This window comes from Schaalia sp. lx-100 (genome assembly GCF_021083625.1).
GTDB lineage: Bacteria > Actinomycetota > Actinomycetes > Actinomycetales > Actinomycetaceae > Pauljensenia.
In genome coordinates this window covers 165,182-185,610 of sequence record NZ_JAJNRP010000001.1, presented here as the reverse complement: position 1 = coordinate 185,610, position 20,429 = coordinate 165,182, and the positions used below count along the sequence as shown (strand labels likewise).

Here is a 20,429-nt window from a genome sequence, read left to right as displayed (position 1 = left end):
ATAAAGGAAAACATATGACTTCATCAGCTCGTGCCAGAGTCGGCACATATGCGCTTCTCACCATGACGGTGGCTGCTGTTTTTAATTTCCGCAACGTGATTAATAATTCAGTGTCCATTGGTTTAGCCTCAGCTCCTGCTTTCCTATGTGCCACATTGCTGTATTTCTTGCCCTACACGCTCATTGTGGCTGAGCTGGTCGCATTGAATAAAAACTCCGAATCCGGTGACTACCAGTGGGTAAAAACATCACTGGGAGGCCGTTGGGCATTTCTTGGAGCATTCTCCTACTGGTTCGTCAATCTTTTCTACTTTGCTTCTTTACTCCCCATTGTTTTGGTGTATGCCTCATACGCCTTCTGGGGTGAAGAAAAAGTACTTTCGCAAACGGCAATCACTGTTATTTCAATTGCGATTTTTGCTCTAGCAACATGGGTGTCCACCAAAGGTGCCTCATGGATTGGCTCAGTGACAAATGTGGGAGCCACACTCATGATGGCAATGTCTTTAGCATTCGTTATTCTCACACTTAGCGCACTGATGGGCGGTCTTGAACCAGCTACTCCCATCACTTTAGAAGCGATGAGCCCCGATACTACATCTTTCGCTACAATGTGGGCCTTTTTAGGTACATTAGCGTGGATCATTCAAGGAGTCGGCGGAGCAGAATCTGTGGGAGTCTACATCAACGACTTACGAGGTGGCGTGCGCACTTTCATTCGGACAATCATCACCGCCGGTTTGCTCATCGGCTTACTGTACGCAGTAGCCTCACTGTTAATGACAGTTTTTGTCCCTGCCGGTGAATTGTCCTATTCATCAGGTATTTTTCAAACAATGGGAGCTTTAGGCTCGTATTTTGGTTTGAGCACTGCACTGGTGAATCGGATTGTTGGTTTCGTTATGCTTGCAGCCACCCTTGGCTCTTTACTGATGTGGACAGCAACACCGGTGAAAATCTTTTTCTCTGAAATTCCAAAAGGAATCTTTGGTTCACGCTTGGTTGAACTCAATGACAAAGGTATTCCGTGGCGCGCCGCATGGGTGCAATTCGCTATCGTGGTACCAATTTTGATTATTCCGGCTTTAGGTTCAGATTCTATTAACGGCCTACTGGAAATCGTTATCAATATGACCGCAGCAACAGCTCTTATTCCACCACTCTTTATTTACCTTGCTTACTTCTTCTTCCGCAAAAACTATGACGCTATTCCGCGTAAATTCCGCGTTGGATCGCGTACTTTCGGCATGTCAATGGCAGGATTCATGATGGTGGTTTTCAGCTTTGTATTTATCACCGGAACACTGCCTTTTGGTCAAGAAGTATGGCTCACGCTTGTGTATAACATCGGTGGCGTTGTGGTCTTTATTGGTGGAGCCTACGTGATATACGCACGCTATATCCGTAAATTACGGCTCACAGACCCTGAAGCAGCTCAACGTGAACTCACGCCTACAGCCGTGTATATGACACCTGCGGATACGCAGTGAAAAAACAGCAGCTAATACACTCAGACCGAAAAGCTCACACAGGTCTGAATACCATTGGCTGAAATAGAAAAACATGCGGGTGGCTTCCTTATCTGTAAGGGAACCACCCGCATGTCGCATATGAGTGCTTTTCCCTTTCATCCGTTGAAGTAATGAGCAAAGGAAAAAGGGTGAGTCGCTACTGTCAGTTCGTTGTGGAATCGTCCTCATCGTCATGATCTGACATGCTCGGTCCCTCATTGCGCATTGAAGCATCGGGATCGGTATTAGCATCAGGCGTTAAACCTTCTGCCCAACCCATAGTTCCATCTAAAAGCGCAGCCAAAGCATCATCAATATCCGCATCTTGTTCTTGCGCTGCTTGCCTCATCACCAGGAAAGCAGAAGGAGAATCTAAATCTTCTGACGTAGGAATCATATGAGGATGCGACCATAGGGCGTCTCGTCCCTGCCGTCCCTGCTCTGCCTCCACTAAGCAGAAAATCTCAGCAGCACCTCGCGCGCGACGTGGCCGCATATGCAAGCCGATAAGGGAACCTAAAATTTCTTCCGCTGGCGCTCCTGAGGCTCGACGGCGACGCATCATTTCACGAAGATTATCGGCATGAGGCAGGTAAGGCATAGCTGCCTGAGTGGTCACGACTTCGACCCATCCCTCAACTAAAGCCAGAAGGGTTTCTAAACGAGTCAGTGCTTCACGTTGCTTAGGTGAAGGTTCAGCAGAAAAAATAATATTCCCATTCAGGGCTTCTTCTAATGAGTCAGGATCGGAAGGATCCACCTGTGAAGCTGCTAAAGAGATAGCATCCATATCGATAGCAATATGCGTAGAATACTTTTCCACTGCGCGAATAAGGTCCCCAGCCAACCACGGTACAGCAGCAAATAAACGCTGATGAGCACACTCACGTAAAGCAATATATTGCTGAACTTCCTCAAAAGGAATATCTAAACCATCAGCAAATGCTTCAATGTTATGCACGATGACGGCAGCAGAACCCGCGCCAGCCAAAGGCAAACCAACATCTGTTGAACCAAAAGACTCTTGCGCTAATGCGGATAAAGCCTGACCAACCTGAGAAGCAAACATGAGGGAAGCTAGCTGAGGCATCATTTGTTGCGTATGTCCAAAGAGCGCGCGAGCCTGCTCAGGAAGATGCTCTATAGCCTCCTCATTGTCGCCGAATTGAGTGCGGATAGCCTCAGATAATGCGCGAGTCACATTTTGTGCTACAGGTTCACATACGCGTTTCCACACGTCAACAGTATTATCAACCCACTGTGTACGTGACCATACGTGACGGCTGACCTGTCCAGGCATAAAATCAGTAACCGCGTCCAACCATAAGTCGGCAACAGTTAGTGCTTGACGAGCCCTTTGGGCTTGAGCTGCCGAAGGTAGTGGATCACCGGCAGTGTAGGCTTGCTGACGCGCCAAATCAGTGGCAACTTTCCAATTGACAGGCTCAGTAGAAGTTGACATGAGGTACTGGAACTGGCCGATAGCTGCTTCCATATGCGCAGGAGAAGGAAAATGCTGAGCAAAATCTTGAGGATTAATCCCTGAGGCTCGTAAAGCCCGAGCAGCTTCATCTGCGGCTTCATCCCCAAGAAGCTGACGCAAGAACTGTGCGAAGGAAGAATTATCAGCGTCAAAATCATCGTATGACAAAGGATCAGTGTGATCGTCATTCATAAAAAAGACATTAGCCTGAACACAGATAACAAGCGCGTTGAAAATATGGGAATTTCCTGTGAGTGTCCTCGCTGTTCGCTGAAATATCATGCGTGAACAGGTGCGCCTGCACTCTAGGAGTCACAATAGAGGCGTGCCTGAAGAAAAGAAAAAAACAGAAGCGGAATACGCAACCCACGCTGTGCAGCATAATGCTCCGGGGCTGCTGCTTCGTCTGAGGCAAAGCCTTCACACGTCAGTAAAAGAAATACGTTTACGCGTATGGCTTACTTTCGCGCTGGTAAGCGGTTTAAGTATTGCTGCAGTGGCAATACCGCTTCCGTATGTCATTACAAGTCCAGGCCCTACAGTTGATGTAGTAGGTATGTGGTCAGGTAAACCGGTCATCGACATCACAGGTACGCACTCCGACACTCATCAGCCTCTTACCTTAGATGCCCCTCATACAGCAGAACAAGCAACAGGGGAGCTTCGTCTGGTAACAGTGTCAGAAATGGGAGGGCCGGGTTATTCGGTCAATGCGCTCACGGTCCTAGTGAAATGGTTGGAAGGGGGAAATACTATCCAACGCTACAGTGACGTGTATGGTCCGCAGGTCACACATGAACAGATCGAACAATTCGGTAAAGCGCAGATGAAAAGCGCCCAATCCACCTCATCAGTGGCAGCATTAGAAGAACTCGGCTGGAGTGTGCCAGCGACAGTGACCGTAGAAGGAACTGTCGAAGGAAGCGGAGCACAGGAAGTCCTCCATGAAAAGGATATTCTTCGGACAATAATTACTCCCGATGGCGTGCGCCATGAAGTAAATTCTGCTTCTGTTCCTTTCCGCCTGATGCGTCATGTTCCTGCTGGTTCACTTGTGACACTTGAAGTGGAACGAGGCGGTGTACTAACCAGCGTGGAAGTACAGACAACAGCCTCTGAAGGAATTGACGAAGGTGAAGGATCAAAAATTGGTGTGTATTTATCAGCAGATGTGATGATGCCTGTTGACATTCACATTGACTTGGAAAATATTACGGGCCCCTCTGCTGGAATGATGTTTGCTCTGGGAATTATTGATCGCATGACTCCCGGTGACATCACGGGTGGACAAAAAATTGCAGGAACAGGAACAGTGAGTTACGACGGGCAGATAGGTCCGATCGGTGGAATACAACAAAAAATGAGGGGAGCTGTACGTGATGGTGCCATGTGGTTCCTTGCTCCGCAGATGAACTGCTCAGAAGTCATCGGTCACATACCTGAAGGATTACATGTATTTTCAGTGTCAACACTCAGTGAAGCAAAAGCTGCTGTTGAAGCAATAGCTTCAGGGCGCACACAGCAACTACCTACCTGCCAGGCTCCCTAAAGGCAATAGAGAAGAGGCTGTGCCCCTCAGTTTTGCTTTGCATGAAGGAAATTGTGTATTCAGACTTATTCCTGCGGAGCAAAAGAAGCCAGTAAAGCCTCTGTCAAGCTGGGAGCTAAAGCCGATCCTTGCCCTACCTTATCGTCGCTGTCATGTGAGCGACTACGAACCGCTGACCAAGATTGGCCAGTACGTAAAACTCCAGCAACCAAACGCACATCTGTACGTGCAGGATGATTCTGGATAAATTGGAGGGCGAGTTCAGGATCTGTCGGAGCTTCTTCTTCTACTTGAGGAGGAACAACAACACGTTCCACACTGACTGCGGCCCCTGCAACTTCCTCAGGCCAAGCCAAATGACCAAGAATATCTTCTAAATCATTTTCATAAAGGTCGTCTTGAATGATGGCGCTCAAATGCTCCGCGCTTCCATCCCACCCGTGTTTTAGTTGCTTTTTCACATCCACAGGCAGGTCACTGCGTTCAAGTAAATCCTGTGTTGGAACCAGCGCATACAGTGAAGGTGCATGATCCCATCCAGCACGTGCAGCAGTTTTTTCAATGTCAACGACGACATTCGCTAAAGCAATCTGTTGGCGTGTAGGCATAAACTCAGTGGAAGTCATAGGAATATTTTCGCATTTTATGTGCTCAAGATCAGTAAAGACCAAGTTTTGGTGAAGGATCGCATGAGGCATTTCAACGCTCCTCCACTTACAACCGGTAGCTTTCCTCATTGAGCATTAGGATGGAAATAAGTAAAAGAAAAAATACGAGAGGACTGCTCAGTGAGCTTCTTCCCCATGTCATCTGATAACCCCCAACCCAAAATGCCACGCGCATTCTCACTCCCTTCTAAAGGAATGAAACCAGGAATTGTTGTCGTCCTCGTTTTGGCGCTGCTTGGTCTATTTGTTTATGCTGCCGCCTCTTTTTGGACAGAGATCTTGTGGTATCAGCAAATGGAATCTACACGAATCCTACTGACACGTTGGATCGCTATTGCTGCCCTATTCCTTATCGGTTTTCTGGTAACCACTCTTGGAACACGATGGGTTTTCGCATGGTCATGGGCACGACGTGAAGCTGCTACGAGAGGGCAAATATCTGCAAATTTACGAGGATACCGTGAAGCCCTTGAGCCTGTTCGTGGCTTAGTTTTCTGGGGCGTGTCCTTGTTCCTTGGTGTCACTACAGGTTTACGTGTAGCTACAGAATGGCAGACCATTCTGACATTTATTCACCGCACACCTTTCGGTACAGCTGACCCCGAATTCGGTTTAGATATTTCTTTCTTTGTCTTTGTTCTCCCGATGTTGCAGCTGGCGGTGGAGCTTCTTTTACGGATAAGCGTCACTATGCTAATTGCTGCATTAGTTGTTAGCTATCTTTACGGCACTATTCGCTTATTCCCACGTCCCCATGCTTCGCGTCCTGCGCGTTTGCTGAGCGGCATCTTGGCAGCAGTCGTTTCTTTATGTTTTGCTGCCTCCCACTGGTTGAGCCGCTATTCCATCATGTTTGCGCGCGGTGAAAAATGGGATGGCGCGATGTACACGAATATTCACGCCACCTTGCCTACACACACGATTCTGTCAGTGATTTTTGTACTCGTGGCGCTCCTTTTTGTTGTCGCGGCTTTCCGTGGGACTTGGCGTTTACCTGCTGCTGGCGTGGTCGTTACAATTGTGTCCTCTCTGGTATTAGGAATGGTATATCCCAGCCTTGTCCAGCAGTTCCGAGTTGTACCGAATGAACGTCAACTGGAATCCGAATACATTCAACGCAATATTGATGCAACTTTGCAGGCCTACGGCCTCGATAATGTTGAATACCAGACTTATGACGCAAAAACAACGGTGGAATCCGGTCAATTACGTGCAGATACAGAAACAACCTCACAAATTCGTTTACTTGATCCCCTTGTCATTGGTAAGGCCGTGCAGCAACTTCAACAGTCACGTCCGTACTACGGTTTTGGTAATGGTTTCAATGTGGATCGTTACACTGTTAACGGTGAAAAACGTGACACTGTGATTTCGATGCGTGAACTCAATCTTGCAGGCCTATCAGAAGAACAACGTACATGGGCGAATCTGCATACCGTGTACACCCACGGTTTTGGGGTGGTTGCTGCTTACGGTAATACGGTGACAGCCGGTGGTTTGCCCTCTTACTGGGAGCAGTCAATTCCTTCGGTCGGAGAAATGGGTGAATATGAACCTCGCGTGTATTTCTCACCCTCGACGACGACATACTCTATTGTCGGGGCACCGCAGGGAGCGCCTAACCAAGAACTTGATTATCCGGACGATAATGCGCCCGGCGGCCAAGTTTCGACAACTTTCCAAGGAAATGGTGGTCCTTCGCTCGGTAATGTCTGGAATAAATTGCTGTATTCCATTAAATTCCGTTCAACCGATATTTTCTTCTCCTCACAAACAAATGAGGCATCACAAATTCTGTACGACCGTGACCCAATGCTTCGTGTCGCTAAAGTTGCTCCGTACCTCACATTAGAACAGGGCGCGTACCCCGCGGTTGTTGATATGGATGATGATTCTTCGACACCAAAGAGGCTGGTATGGGTTGTTGATGCCTACACCACAACAGATAACTACCCTTACGCTCAGCATCGAGCTTTAGATCAAGCAACAATTGATTCCCGTTCCACGGAGGCGGGACAATACATTCAAGAAAATACCGTCAATTACATGCGTAACTCGGTGAAAGCAATTGTTGATGCCTATGACGGGTCAGTTCGCCTGTACCAGTGGGATAAAGAAGATCCTGTTTTGCGCACGTGGATGAATGTGTATCCTGACACGGTTCAGCCTTTGGAGAGTATTTCTGCAGATCTTATGAGCCATCTGCGTTACCCGCAGGACCTTTTCAAAGTGCAGCGGGAGCTTCTCACAAGCTATCACGTCACCAGCGGGTCAGATTTTTACACAGGTGGTGACCGTTGGCGTTTAGCGCAAGAAACTTCTACGGCAGCAGCGTCACATACGCCGGCAGCATCATCTGATACTTCTGCTTCGGGAACAAGCCAGATAAATACTGCTGTGCAGCCTCCCTACTATTTGACGATGCAAATGCCGGGGCAGCCCACGGCTGAATTTTCGTTGACGTCAGTTTTTGTTCCCGGCGGTGAATCGCGTCGTGAAGCTATGGCGGGCTTTATTGCTGTGGATTCTGAAACAGGAAAGCAAGCAGGAAAGATTCGTGAGGGCTATGGGAAAATCCGTTTGATTGCTTTACCCGCCTCAACAACGGTTCCTGGCCCAGGACAGATTCAAAATGCATACGATACGAATAACGCAATCGCGTCGCAGCTCAATATTTTGAACCTGTCTGATTCCACGGTGATACGCGGTAACTTGCTGACACTTCCGGTCGGGGGCGGCTTGTTGTACGTGCAGCCTGTGTACATTCAAGGTTCAGGTAATGCACAGTACCCAATTTTACGTTTCGTGCTCACTGCTTTTGGCGATCAAGTTGGTTTTGCGCCCACGCTTCAAGAATCGTTAGATCAGACTTTTGGGGGAGACTCCGCAGCTGAAACAGCTGATGCGCAATCAAATCAGCAGGATATGTCACATCACAGTACTGATACAGTATCTGGCAGCGCTCAGGAACGCTTACATCAAGCAATCGTTGATGCCTCTGCTGCGATGAAAGCCGCAGAAGAAGCGCGTGTATCAGGCGATTGGGCTGCCTATGGTGCTGCACAAAAGAAACTGGATGAAGCGATTGCACGTGCCTTGTCTGTGCAGCAAGAACTCGGTTTTGATGTGACCTCATCAGCTCATGAAGCTGGCCAGTCATCGGATACGCAACACATGTCTGACCTTGCCCAATCAGCGGCTTCAGGAGCCACTCAGTCTGGCTCTTAAGAAAAACAATGCGTGGATGCGTTCTACCTATGATGCTGTGCAGCGGCAGGGTACATGCGTATCCAGTTGTGTTGAAGCATTGAAAGCATGAATACAGATGATCGGGGAGTAGCTGAAGCTGCTCCCCGATCATTCATACACCTATTTGCTGTGCCTGAAGTATTACTCTTGTGGCCGGTAAGCACCTTTTTAAGTGATGATGAAACTTATTCGTTTTCTTCACCGCGCAGGCGTGGAGTAGAAACCTTTTCAGGATGGACCCCTACTTTATCTGAATAAAAGGTGCGGATAACATCCATGTCTTTACGCATATCGCCACTTAAATGAATGGAATGTGCCCAGCCGAATGTGCGAGTTGTCCGGTCAATGAAGCCAAGCTGTACAGGGAGGTTTGCGCCGCGGGCTATGCGATAAAAACCTGACTTCCAGTACGGACGCGGTGAGCGTGTTCCTTTAGGGGTGAGGACAATTGTGAAAGTTTCCCCGCGATTAGCTGCTTCACGAGCTGCATGTGTAATGGTTTCAACCAGTCCGGTGGAGCGAGTACGATCAATACCGATACCACCAATTTTTTTAACAAATGAGCCAAATAACGGAACTTTTACCACAGAATCTTTCACAAAGAAACAAAAAGGCCGGTCAATGCTCCAAAAAGCTACTGCCATGAAAATAGCGTCCCAGTTAGACGTGTGAGGAGCGCCAATAACCATTGCTTGTTCAGGCAGTGGTTCGTGTACGAAAGTCCATGAAGAAAAACGCATATACGTGCGCGCGATTGCTTTCCTGAGGCGCATATGAGTGCCTTTCGCAAATGGTTGAGGATACGTGTATTCGGGATGTTGTCTTTTGAGAGGATGCATAGGTGGCGTTGAAGTGCCGGCAGCAAATCTCAAACTTTACGACATACAGCCTAGATGTCACAGGCAGCGTGTCCAAGTTCGCAAGGATGAAGATAGGCCAAAGGTGAGGAAACAGATAGGCTGGATGTCAGTGGATCGCGCTCATGTCTGAAAGTGTTTCGGGTAGGAACGTGACTGTGTACGAGCGAAAATATGATTCGCGCGGCCTTAGAAGGCCTCATCCAAGGAGGAAACTTATGCCCCAGCGCTCAGATTTGCGCAATGTTGCTATTGTCGCCCATGTCGATCATGGGAAAACGACTTTAGTAGATGCGATGTTGTGGCAATCAGGCGCTTTCAATGAGCGTGACACTGTTGAAAAAACCGGCGAACGTGTAATGGATTCGGGTGATCTTGAACGCGAAAAAGGTATTACGATCCTCGCGAAAAACACGGCTGTTCATTATCGTGGTCCGGCTGCTCATGAAATCGGGGCTGTAGATGGTGTCATCATCAATGTAATTGACACGCCTGGACACGCTGATTTTGGTGGCGAAGTTGAGCGTGGCCTTTCGATGGTCGATGGTGTGGTTTTGCTGGTTGACGCTTCAGAAGGCCCTTTGCCGCAAACACGTTTTGTTTTGCGTAAAGCCCTCCACGCGCAGCTTCCTGTCATTGTTGTGGTCAATAAAGTTGATCGCCCTGATTCACGTATCGAAGAAGTTGTTTCTGAGACAACAGATTTGCTTTTGTCTTTGGCTGAGGACCTGATGAATGAGGGCATAGAAGCAGATGTCGATGCTTTGCTTGATGTCCCGGTTGTGTACGCCTCAGCAAAAGCAGGTGTGTCCTCGTTGACAAATCCAGGTGACGGTCAGTTACCTACTGAGGATTTAGAACCGTTGTTCCGCACGATTTTAACTCGTATTCCAGGGCCAACGTATGAGGATGACATGCCTTTACAAGCGCATGTGACTAACTTGGATGCTTCTCCTTTCTTGGGGCGTTTGGCTTTGCTTCGCGTTCATAATGGAACTTTGCGTAAAGGCGCGACAGTAGGTTTGGCTCGACATGATGGTTCAGTAAAAACTGTGCGTATTACTGAGCTGTTAATGACAGAGGGTTTGCAACGCTATTCGGCTGAATCAGCTGCTCCGGGTGATATTGTCGCGGTTGCAGGTATTGATGACATCACTATTGGTGAATCTTTAGTCGATATGGATGATCCTCGTCCTTTGCCATTAATTACGGTGGATGATCCTGCGATTTCTATGACTATTGGGATTAATACGTCTCCGATGGCTGGTCGTGTCAAAGGAGCGAAAGTAACGGCTCGTCAGGTAAAAGACCGTTTAGATCGTGAGCTAGTTGGCAATGTGTCCTTACGTGTTTTACCAACAGAACGTCCAGATGCGTGGGAGGTTCAAGGCCGTGGTGAACTTGCTTTAGCTATTTTGGTTGAACAGATGCGTCGTGAGGGTTTTGAGCTCACTGTTGGTAAACCTCAGGTTGTCACTAAAGAAATTGATGGTGTGACGCAGGAACCAATGGAGCGAATGACCATTGATATTCCTGAGGAATATATGGGTGCGGTGACGCAGCTCATGGCTCAACGTAAAGGCCGTATGGAAACAATGGCAAATCATGGGTCCGGTTGGATGCGTATGGAGTTTTTAGTTCCGGCACGTGGCCTTATTGGTTTCCGTACACGTTTCTTAACAGAGACACGTGGCACAGGTATTGCTTCGTCGATTGCTGAAGGTTACGCTCCGTGGCAAGGCCCAATTGAGCAGCGTCTGACAGGTTCTTTAGTTGCTGATCGCGCAGGTCAAGCAACCCCTTATGCAATGATTAACTTGCAAGAACGCGGTACTTTTATTATTGAAGCAGGTTCAGAAGTGTATGAGGGGCAAGTTGTCGGCGAAAATTCTCGCGCAGAGGATATGGATGTCAATATTACTCGTGAGAAAAAGCAAACAAATACCCGCTCAGCTACAGCAGATGTCTATGAAGGATTGACTCCTTCGCGCCGTTTAACTTTGGAAGAATCATTGGAACATGCAGCAAATGATGAGTGTGTGGAAGTGACCCCTGAAGCGGTTCGTATCCGTAAAGTAGTTTTGGATAGTCAAGAGCGTTTCAAAATTGCTGCACGAGAACGTCGTGCTCAGCGGTGATCTTCGTTGCGATGATTATGTGATGCCTGTGCTGTGAAAGTGTCTGTGGAATATGTTTGCCTTATTTCTTCACGTGACATCATAGTGGGGATTTGAGGCGGTGGGGGTACAGTTTTTCCCGTGACCATAGTGGAAGCTTCAACGCGAACCAATCCTCGCTTTGTGTAGATAATCACATGATCTGGTGCTGTTTCGCGGACTTCTCCCAGCGCATCATGAAGTCCATCAGCCAAACGGTAGCGGACAACAACACGTGTCCCAGGCTTCCATTGCATCCACGGTAACGATGGAATGGGCATGGACTCGGCATTACGTGACATGTGGGAGATAATAGTCGTAATACCTGTGAGAAGGAGGAGTCCATGACGTATGTCATCGCCCAGCCCTGTGTTGACGTGAAAGACCGGGCATGTGTAGATGAGTGTCCGGTGGACTGCATTTATGAGGGTGCGCGTACTTTGTACATTCATCCTGAAGAATGCGTAGACTGTGGGGCATGTGAGCCTGTGTGCCCGACAGAAGCAATTTTCTATGAGGATGACCTCCCTGAAGAATGGTCAGATTACTATCGGGCAAATGTTGATTTCTTTAAGGATTTAGGTTCGCCTGGCGGTGCTCAGCGTGCTGGTGTGCAAGATTTTGATGATGAGATGATTGCGGCTTTACCTCCGCAGAACCAGGATTAAAAATCGCATCTTGCGCTGTAATGTGCTGCGAGTGACTTGAGAGAGATGGTTCAAGTGAGTGTGCCTCGCCCGTTGAATTTACCTGATTTTCCATGGGATTCTTTGCGCCCCTATCGCAAGAAAGCTGCTGAGCATCCTGACGGAGTATGTGACTTGTCGGTGGGGACGCCTGTGGATGAAACGCCGCTGTGTGTGCGTGAGGCTTTAGCGCAGGCTTCCCAAGCGCCTGGTTATCCGACGGTTATTGGTACTGATGAGGTACGCGAGGCAATTCTGCGCTGGTGCCGCCGCCGCTCCATGATTGATGTGGGGCATACGGGTGTGATTCCTACGATTGGTTCTAAAGAAGCGGTTGCGTGGCTTCCTTTCATTTTGGGTGTGCGTCCAGGGGATGTCGTTTTGGTTCCAGAATGTGCGTACCCTACCTATGATGTGGGGGCGCGTTTAGCGGGTGCGGTTGCGATTCCTGTAGATCCGTACGCTATAGATACCTGGCCTGATGCTCAGCTCGTATGGTTGAATTCACCTGGGAATCCCGATGGGCATGTTTTATCTGTGCAACAGTTGTGTGCGGTACGTGAATGGGCTGCCCGTCGTGGAGCGATTGTTATTTCTGATGAGTGTTATGCCTCTTTGCCCTGGGAAGAACCTTATGCTTCACAAGGGGTTCCCTCTCTTTTAGATGAGCGTGTATGCGAGGGGGATCCGACGGGTCTGTTGGTTGTGTATTCACTGTCAAAACAGTCGAATCTTGCAGGTTACCGCGCTGGTCTGTTGGCGGGAGATCCGGCTTTGGTTTCTCTGGTCGTTCAGTTGCGTAAACATTCAGGAATGATGGTGCCAACTCCTGTACAGCATGCGATGGCCGTTGCTTTAGATGATGTGCAACATGTGGATGAGCAGCGTGAACGTTATCGTGTGCGCCGTGAGTGTTTGTTAGCGGCTTTGCAGGGAACAGATTTGGTGTGTGATCCGCTTTCGGTTGCGGGCTTGTATTTGTGGGTGCGTCAAGCGCAGCAAGGTGAGGATGCTGCGACTGTTTTTTCCCGAGGCGGAGGCGATTCGTGGGCTTTGGTGGATCGTTTTGCTCGTGCGGGGATTGTGGTTGCTCCGGGTGATTTTTATGGTGAGGCGGCCCGTGGTGCGGTGCGTGTGGCTTTGACGGCTAGTGATGATCGTATTCGCGCGGCGGCTTTGCGTATTTCGGCTATGACACGGTAAAACAGTAAAAGGAGTAAAGGTCAAAAGTAAAACTCCTGCAATATAGAGCAAGAAGTAGTAAAGTTTAGGACTAGGGTCCCATTTTGAATGAGATGCCAAGGTCGAGACAACAAAGACGATGCTCGTCGCGCCGACAGGAGGATACGATGTCCCAAGAAAATACACCACATCACGATGAAGGTGACCTAAATTCAAATCTGCGCACACACGTTCCCGCATACCTGACCATCGGTGAAAATAGTCTGGAATTACCACGTCAACAAGCCACGGCAGGTACAGATGGTATTCGTATTGGTCGCCTCATGTCAGATGCCAATGTGGTCACGCTGGACACAGGTTTTACAAATACGGCCTCATGTCAATCAGCTATTACGTATATCGACGGGGAAGCTGGTATCTTGCGATACCGCGGTTATCCCATTGAACAACTTGCGAAACATTCATCATTCCTTGAAGTTGCCTACCTGCTGATTCACGGAGATTTACCGGATGCTTCTACTTTGGAAGCATTCATTCGTCGCGTCCAAAGACACAGGCTTCTACATGAAGATTTCAAAGCCTTCTTTACAGCTTTCCCGCATAAAGGTCATCCGATGGCAATTTTGCAGGCAGGTATTGCTGGCTTGGCAACATACTACGAGGACACCTTGAACCCGCGTGATGAAAAACAACTGCAAGATGCTCTTGTTTTATTGATCGCAAAAGTGCCGACAATGATTTCGTATATTGCAAAACGGGCCGCCGGATTACCGCTACTATACCCCGATGCACAACGCAGCTATATTGAAGATTTCATTCGTCTTACTTTCGGCATGCCCTTCCAAGCCTACGATATCGACCCTGCTTTAGTACGTGCGCTCGATATGCTCCTTATCCTGCATGCCGATCATGAACAAAACTGCTCAACCTCGACAGTCCGACTTGTGGGTTCCTCCCAAGCGAACCTGTATGCCTCGGTTGCTGCTGGTGTAGGTGCGCTCGCCGGACCGCTCCACGGTGGGGCAAATGAAGCTGTGTTACGCATGCTCCACAGTATTCGCAATACGGGAGAAAGCGTACGCACATTTGTTGAACGAGTGAAAAATAAAGATGAACATGTGCGTCTCATGGGCTTTGGGCACCGCGTGTACAAAAACTACGACCCACGTGCTGCCTTAGTGAAAGAAACAGCTCATGATGTCCTTTCGCGTCTAGGTAAGCGTGATGAACTTTTAGATATCGCAATGGAACTTGAAGACATTGCCCTCAGCGATGACTACTTCAAGGAACGTAAACTGTATCCGAATGTTGATTTCTATACGGGTCTTATTTACTCAGCAATGGGTTTCCCCACCAAGATGTTCACACCGCTTTTTGCTTTAGGGCGTTTACCGGGCTGGATTGCGCAATACGTTGAAATGACACGTGACCCAGAAAATAAGATTGGTCGTCCGCGACAGGTATATGTAGGCGAAACCTATCGTGACTACATACCTTTACGTCAGCGTTCGTCGCGTCGAGTGCTCTGAGCCGGAAAAGCGAGCGGGGGGCTGCTGGAAAATATTCCAGCAGCCCCCCGATGACTTATTCATATCGTATGAGAGAGGAATAAGTCAGTTTGTCGAATGCAACTCATCATTCAAAACGATGCCATGACCACCACGCGCCAGAGCCTCGACGCGACCAGAGAGTGAATTACGGCGGAACAAAACATTGGAAGCGCCAGCTAATTCACGCGCCGACACGGTGCGTGGCTCAGCGAAAAGACCATGCGCATTAGGGATAACTCCACCTGAAGGCATAAGAGTGACTTTTGTTCCTGCCGTCAAATATAGGCCAGCTTCAACAACACAATCATCCCCTAGTGGAATACCTAGACCAGAATTTGCTCCCAAAAGGCAACGCTTACCTAAACGCACCCGTTCTTTACCTCCACCGGATAACGTGCCCATTGTGGATGCCCCGCCACCAACATCAGATCCATCATCAATGACAACGCCTTGTGAAATACGGCCTTCCACCATGGAACGTCCAAGAGTTCCTGCATTGAAATTGACGAATCCTGCGTGCATCACTGTTGTGCCTTCGGCTAAATGTGCGCCTAAACGGACTTTAGCTCCATCGGCAATACGTACACCGGAAGGAAGGACATAGTTGACCATTGGTGGGAATTTATCCACACCCATGACGGTGACAGGATGGCCTAAATGTGCGCGCAGACGTAAACGTGTTTCTTCGAAATCTTCTACTGGGCAGGGGCCAACAGAAGTCCAGACAACGTTGGGTAGGCGTGAAAAAATGCCATCAAGATTAATTGTGTTGGGTTGAACAAGCCGATGGGACAGCAAATGTAGTCGCAGGTAAGCATCTGCGGTGGATTGGGGTTGATCTTCTAAATCAGTGCTGCACACAACTACCGTGGTACGCACACGTCGAGCATCATCTGTTTTTTGCAGCGTGCTGAGCGTGTCAAGAAGCTGTGCGTCCCCATTTTCTGGACGTTCACCAAGGTGCGGGTCAGGAAACCAGACATCTAAAGTACATCCACTGAGTGTGACTGTTGCCAGGCCAATACCCCATGCTTTCGTTGTATCCATCCCCTCACTTTATGAGAGAGGCTCAGGATAGGCCTGTTTATTCCATACCGTGGCCATCTTTCGTGTACGCGCAAGAGCAAAGAGGGGTGGACTCTGCATGTGGAGGTATTGAGCAGGCCGCCTTTTGAACAGAATATCGTGGAGATATGCCACTGCCTATTGGCGACGGTGATCCCACAAATCGGGCCAGAAAACACCGAGTTCGTTGGCAAGAGAACGCAGCAGAGGTAAAGAAATGCCAACGACGCTGTGATGGTCACCTTCCACGCCTGTGATGAAAGGCCCTCCAAGTCCATCGATTGTGAAAGAACCGGCAACATGTAATGGTTCGCCTGAATCAACATAGGCGTCGATCTCTGCATCACTTATATCGCCAAAATGAACCAAGGTGGAAGCACTTGCGGTCTTATAACCGATGAGGTCACGGTGACCATTCGTTCGAGTTTCGCTAAGTAATGCTAGGTGATGTCCGGTCCACAGTGTGGCTTGCGTGCGGCGCATATGACGGATGCGTTCACGAGCAATATCGGGGGTATGTGGCTTACCTGCCATTTTCCCATCTATTTCAAGCATGGAGTCGCAGCCAACAACCAGTAATTTCTCATGTGCAGGTATATCGTTCAAATCCTCTGGATTTTCTGACGCATGATCTGTTTGCGGGCGGCAGAGTATAGAAACAACCGCCATGCATTTTTCTTGTGCGAGTATGCTTACTTCATCTGCTGGGGTCGTGTTCCCGCCGCTAAAAGCCCGACCGCCTGGAAGCTGGCGAAGAACAGCATCTTCGTCGATGTCAGATATTCGGACAATGGGAGTAATACCTGCATGTATCAAAGTGCTACGACGTGCAGGTGAGCGTGAGGCAAGTATAAGGCGCATAGAAGTATTGTCTCTGATTATGTAAAAAAGTGTGATGAGGTGGCATGAAATATGACGAACTGGATCACCAAGATGATAATATGCGTGAGTTGCATTACACTGGAGAGTGATAGCTGACACACTTTGGAGGTGTGGGTACCTGTGAACACCCAACGGGGTGACCATTTTAGAGAACTTTTGCCCTCTGGCACTGCTGTGTATGAAAAACAGTGTGAGGACATAAGTTCTTTCGTTGCACCCGCTGAAAGTGCGCATGCGACTGCTGTCTCTGCCCCAGTGCCTATGGATACATCAGCCTCTGAAACCCTCCAGACCCATATGAAATCCTCCTATCTGCATGATGTGGAAGTGCCTGAAAATACTCACAATAAAAACTGCGAGCAGGAGTCACTGACCTCAGAAATATCTCAATGGTTGCGTGGCGGTACACCGGTATATAGTGCCCAAGATCTAGCGTCATGTACGGGTAGTAGCATCGAAGCTGTATGTGATTATTGGGCGCATATGGGTTTTCCTGTGCGTGATGAATATGCGGTTGCTTTTACTCAGCGAGATTTAACGGTCTACGCATTGTGGGCTGATCTTTTGCAATCAGGTGCTATTGATAGGTCAACAAGCAGGTCGCTTCTGCGTGCAAATGCGCATCTTGCCGATCGATTAGGCCTATGGCAAGTGGAAGCCTTGGTTGATGATGTTGTGCGACGGATGAGTGTGAATGATACGCAGGCGCGTGAAGTTGTTTTGCGAACAATGCAGGAAAAAGTCGCCGTCTTTGAAAAAATGTTTACGCACTCATGGCAACGGCAATTAGAGGCACTACTTACTCGCACTGAAAAAGAAATATCCAAGCGTAGCGGTGATGATATGCGCGCCCGATTCCCGCTGAATCGTTCCTTAGGTTTTGTTGATATGGTCTCCTACACTTCCTCGTCAACGATTTTAGGTGGAGCGCTTGTTGATCTCATTGGACATTTTGAGGACGCATGTCGAACGGCTGTAACTGAAGCCGGCGGTAGGGTTGTCAAAATGATTGGCGATGCTGTTTTATACATCGCTGATGATTTACCTACGGGTCTGAAAGTGGCAATGGATCTGGTTGAACGTTTGAGTGCAGATGATGAGATTTTGCCTGTGCGTGCCTCTTTTGTTCGAGGCGATGTCTTTTCGCGTTCAGGTGATGTTTTTGGGCCAACGGTGAATTTGGCATCACGTTTAGTGGATATCGCGCCCGTGGGAAAAATTTTGACCGACCCGACAACTGCCGCGGCAATTGCTGCAGGGCAAGGTGGGGATGGGTATCACTTGGAAGAATTTCCCAGCGCTCAATTGCGAGGCTTTGGAACGATCGCGCCTTATGTGGTTTCTGAACATCGGGCACAATGATCTGAATTTTTATGGAATTTTCCCTCTGTTTCACAATTTTACTATGTGAGCAAAAGGGAGTGAAAAGGTCAAAAAATATGAAAGTTGTATCAGGTAATAGTATAGGATAGCTACGTGACTATAGTGCTTCTTGTTGAGGATGATCCAGCAATCGCCGAACCACTTGCTCGTGCGCTCGGACGAGAAGGTTACGACGTGCGTGCGCATGGCACGGGTCGAGGTGCCCTAAATGAAGTTGACGGTGCTGATCTTGTAGTTCTTGACCTAGGCCTGCCTGATATGGACGGTCTTGAAGTTGCGCGTGAGATCCGTGCGGCCGGTCGGGCAACTCCTATTCTTATTTTGACAGCCCGAACAGATGAAGTTGATATGGTTGTTGGCCTTGATGCGGGTGCAGATGACTATGTGACTAAACCATTTAGGCTTGCTGAATTGTTGGCACGTGTACGTGCTTTACTGCGTCGCACAGTTGGTGAGACACCAGAAACGGACCTATGCGCGCAAGACGTGCGGGTAGATGTCCATGCTCATCGAGCTTTTATAGCCGATCAGGAACTTCAACTCACCGCTAAAGAATTTGATCTACTTCGTGTCCTTGTCCGTGAAGCTGGCAACGTTGTTGAACGCGATATTTTGATGCGCGAAGTCTGGGGTTCTGATCCAGCAGGCTCAACCAAGACTCTTGATATGCACGTGTCATGGTTACGACGCAAACTCGGTGACGATGCTGCTGATCCTCGCTACATTGCCACTGTACGAGGAATGGGTTTCCGTTTCGAGAAAGCCAGTCGATAACATACTTTTAATGCGTAAGCTCGGCTCAAAAGCCGAGCTTTCGTGTATTACCGGTACCCGCATAGCTATAGTGTGGCGCACCCCAGCAGGAGGAAAGAATGCGCAAAAGAACCGTTCGTATGATTCTGACGGCCGTCACAGTAGTAGCACTACTTTTAGGGATTCCCGGCGCTTTCGCTGCCTCTGTTTTTCAATGGCATTCTGAACAACGCGCATTGGATACGCGGGTCACCTCACTGGTGCGTGCGCTGGAACGTCGTATCCAACTGGGACACGAGATCACCGAAACAACAATTGAAGCGTGGACACTTCCCTCAAAGGAAGATCCGATGAGTGCGTGGACCCGTGTGGTCCTACCCAAAGGGCAAGTAATTACAGCAGGCACGCCGCACACAGGACTACGATTAACCTCCTCCACAGTATCTTCCACTCATATTCGTGTGCGTATGGATGTATCAGCCTATCCTGCGATTGAAAAAATTTTTTATGTGTGCCTGCTTTTCTTGGGCGGAGTGGTTTTTTCTCTCATCGTCGGCTGGATTATGGCTAATCGTTTCTCACGTAAGCTCTCTGCCCCTCTCATTTACCTATCCGCCCAAGCTGAGCAAATTGGGTCAGGGCATGTGCGGGCACGAGTCAAACCCTCTGGCATAGAAGAAATTGACCTCGTCCAAGAAGAACTCGTTCGTACCGGTGAACGTATGGCAGGACGTCTGGCTGCTGAACGACAATTTGCCGCCGATGCCTCACATCAGTTGCGTACTCCATTGACAGCTTTATCGATGCGCCTAGAAGAAATCGAACTGATTACTACGCAGGATGAAGTACGTGAAGAAGTACATTCATGCCTTGAACAAGTTGAACGTCTGACAGGTGTTCTCACGGATTTACTTGACGCAAATGCCCGCGGAGGAGGTCGTACAGAGGCTATTCATATCCTCGAAGTATTTAATACGCAGCGCGAAGAATGGGAAAACACATTTGAAAATGCTGGTCGCTCCCTCGTATTTACTGATGAGGCTGAATGTCCTCTTTTGGCAGATAATGCCAAACTTGGTCAAGTGCTTGCTACCCTCATTGAAAACTCGTTGAACTACGGTGAGGGGATAACTCGCGTTATTGCTCGACGTTCCTCAAATAAGCGTGGTGTGGTTATTGATGTATCCGATGAGGGACAAGGGATTGATCCTGATTTTTCTGCGGAAATCTTTGAATATGGAATATCTGGACACGGTTCAACAGGAATTGGTTTAGCACTGGCGAAAGACCTCACAAATGCTATGGGAGGGCGTTTAGAACTCGCTCAGGCTCAGCCACCGATTTTCCGTCTTTCACTTGCCGCAGTTCCGGCCTCGCTTGATCCTAACCGTGTGATGCCAGTGGGTCCTCTTGTTTCTATGGGGCGACGGTCACGACGATTCTAAAAAGAGCATT

At 48.7% G+C, this 20,429-nt stretch carries 16 protein-coding genes; 10 read left to right on the top strand and 6 right to left on the bottom strand.

Annotated elements, in window-relative coordinates; translation table 11 throughout:
• The first annotated feature begins 14 nt into the window (after positions 1 to 14).
• Complete coding sequence (locus LRP54_RS00745) at positions 15 to 1,490, top strand: amino acid permease (RefSeq protein ID WP_231205429.1); 1,476 nt, start codon at positions 15 to 17, stop codon at positions 1,488 to 1,490.
• A 184-nt stretch (positions 1,491 to 1,674) separates the two neighbouring features.
• Here LRP54_RS00745 and LRP54_RS00740 read toward each other — a convergent pair whose 3' ends face one another.
• Positions 1,675 to 3,186, bottom strand: coding sequence for a zinc-dependent metalloprotease (locus LRP54_RS00740; protein ID WP_231234624.1), 1,512 nt, complete (start codon positions 3,184 to 3,186; stop codon positions 1,675 to 1,677).
• A 133-nt stretch (positions 3,187 to 3,319) separates the two neighbouring features.
• Here LRP54_RS00740 and LRP54_RS08455 point away from each other — a divergent pair, with 133 nt between their 5' ends.
• On the top strand, positions 3,320 to 4,543 hold the full coding sequence (locus tag LRP54_RS08455; RefSeq protein WP_231234623.1) for a YlbL family protein: 1,224 nt from the start codon (positions 3,320 to 3,322) through the stop codon (positions 4,541 to 4,543).
• Between the two features lie 65 nt (positions 4,544 to 4,608).
• On the opposite strand, the gene LRP54_RS00730 is transcribed toward LRP54_RS08455, so the two are convergent.
• On the bottom strand, positions 4,609 to 5,169 hold the full coding sequence (locus LRP54_RS00730; RefSeq protein ID WP_231234622.1) for a PPA1309 family protein: 561 nt from the start codon (positions 5,167 to 5,169) through the stop codon (positions 4,609 to 4,611).
• A 162-nt stretch (positions 5,170 to 5,331) separates the two neighbouring features.
• On the opposite strand from LRP54_RS00730, the gene LRP54_RS00725 reads away from it, so the two are divergent.
• On the top strand, positions 5,332 to 8,439 hold the full coding sequence (locus tag LRP54_RS00725) for a UPF0182 family membrane protein (RefSeq protein WP_442984575.1): 3,108 nt from the start codon (positions 5,332 to 5,334) through the stop codon (positions 8,437 to 8,439).
• Positions 8,440 to 8,645: 206 nt separating this feature from the next.
• Here LRP54_RS00725 and LRP54_RS00720 read toward each other — a convergent pair whose 3' ends face one another.
• A complete protein-coding gene (locus LRP54_RS00720) occupies positions 8,646 to 9,233 on the bottom strand; it encodes a 1-acyl-sn-glycerol-3-phosphate acyltransferase (RefSeq protein WP_231234621.1) in 588 nt (195 codons plus the stop codon).
• Positions 9,234 to 9,535: 302 nt separating this feature from the next.
• Here LRP54_RS00720 and typA point away from each other — a divergent pair, with 302 nt between their 5' ends.
• On the top strand, positions 9,536 to 11,455 hold the full coding sequence (typA, locus tag LRP54_RS00715) for a translational GTPase TypA (RefSeq protein ID WP_231205424.1): 1,920 nt from the start codon (positions 9,536 to 9,538) through the stop codon (positions 11,453 to 11,455).
• Here the strand turns inward: typA and LRP54_RS00710 are convergent.
• Positions 11,446 to 11,775 (bottom strand): putative acetyltransferase, encoded by a 330-nt coding sequence (locus LRP54_RS00710; protein ID WP_231234620.1) that lies wholly within the window; start codon positions 11,773 to 11,775, stop codon positions 11,446 to 11,448. The two genes, typA and LRP54_RS00710, sit on opposite strands and share 10 nt — an antisense overlap.
• Positions 11,776 to 11,817: 42 nt before the next feature.
• Between LRP54_RS00710 and fdxA the strand changes: the two genes are divergently transcribed.
• The 3 genes from fdxA (at position 11,818) to LRP54_RS00695 (ending at position 14,870) form a co-directional block, all read left to right on the top strand.
• The gene (gene fdxA / locus LRP54_RS00705) at positions 11,818 to 12,141 is read left to right on the top strand and encodes a ferredoxin (protein WP_231205422.1); all 324 of its coding nucleotides are present in this window, start codon (positions 11,818 to 11,820) and stop codon (positions 12,139 to 12,141) included.
• Between the two features lie 54 nt (positions 12,142 to 12,195).
• Positions 12,196 to 13,362, top strand: a complete 1,167-nt coding sequence (gene dapC / locus LRP54_RS00700) for a succinyldiaminopimelate transaminase (RefSeq protein ID WP_442984574.1) — start codon at positions 12,196 to 12,198, stop codon at positions 13,360 to 13,362.
• Between the two features lie 146 nt (positions 13,363 to 13,508).
• The gene (locus tag LRP54_RS00695; protein WP_231234618.1) at positions 13,509 to 14,870 is read left to right on the top strand and encodes a citrate synthase; all 1,362 of its coding nucleotides are present in this window, start codon (positions 13,509 to 13,511) and stop codon (positions 14,868 to 14,870) included.
• A gap of 84 nt (positions 14,871 to 14,954) precedes the next feature.
• Here the strand turns inward: LRP54_RS00695 and dapD are convergent, their stop codons facing one another.
• Both dapD and LRP54_RS00685 read right to left on the bottom strand, forming a co-directional pair.
• Positions 14,955 to 15,938 carry a 2,3,4,5-tetrahydropyridine-2,6-dicarboxylate N-succinyltransferase gene (dapD, locus tag LRP54_RS00690; RefSeq protein WP_231205419.1) on the bottom strand — a complete coding sequence of 328 codons (984 nt, stop codon included), beginning with the start codon at positions 15,936 to 15,938 and terminating at the stop codon, positions 14,955 to 14,957.
• Positions 15,939 to 16,094: 156 nt separating this feature from the next.
• Positions 16,095 to 16,817, bottom strand: coding sequence for a Maf family protein (locus LRP54_RS00685; RefSeq protein ID WP_231234617.1), 723 nt, complete (start codon positions 16,815 to 16,817; stop codon positions 16,095 to 16,097).
• A gap of 141 nt (positions 16,818 to 16,958) precedes the next feature.
• Here LRP54_RS00685 and LRP54_RS00680 point away from each other — a divergent pair, with 141 nt between their 5' ends.
• From LRP54_RS00680 to LRP54_RS00670, 3 genes are all read left to right on the top strand, one after another.
• Positions 16,959 to 18,200, top strand: coding sequence for an adenylate/guanylate cyclase domain-containing protein (locus LRP54_RS00680; RefSeq protein WP_331274792.1), 1,242 nt, complete (start codon positions 16,959 to 16,961; stop codon positions 18,198 to 18,200).
• A gap of 114 nt (positions 18,201 to 18,314) precedes the next feature.
• On the top strand, positions 18,315 to 18,995 hold the full coding sequence (locus LRP54_RS00675; RefSeq protein WP_231205416.1) for a response regulator transcription factor: 681 nt from the start codon (positions 18,315 to 18,317) through the stop codon (positions 18,993 to 18,995).
• Between the two features lie 98 nt (positions 18,996 to 19,093).
• Positions 19,094 to 20,419: a HAMP domain-containing sensor histidine kinase gene (locus LRP54_RS00670; protein WP_231205415.1), complete on the top strand. Its 1,326-nt coding sequence runs from the start codon at positions 19,094 to 19,096 to the stop codon at positions 20,417 to 20,419.
• Positions 20,420 to 20,429 lie beyond the last annotated feature (10 nt).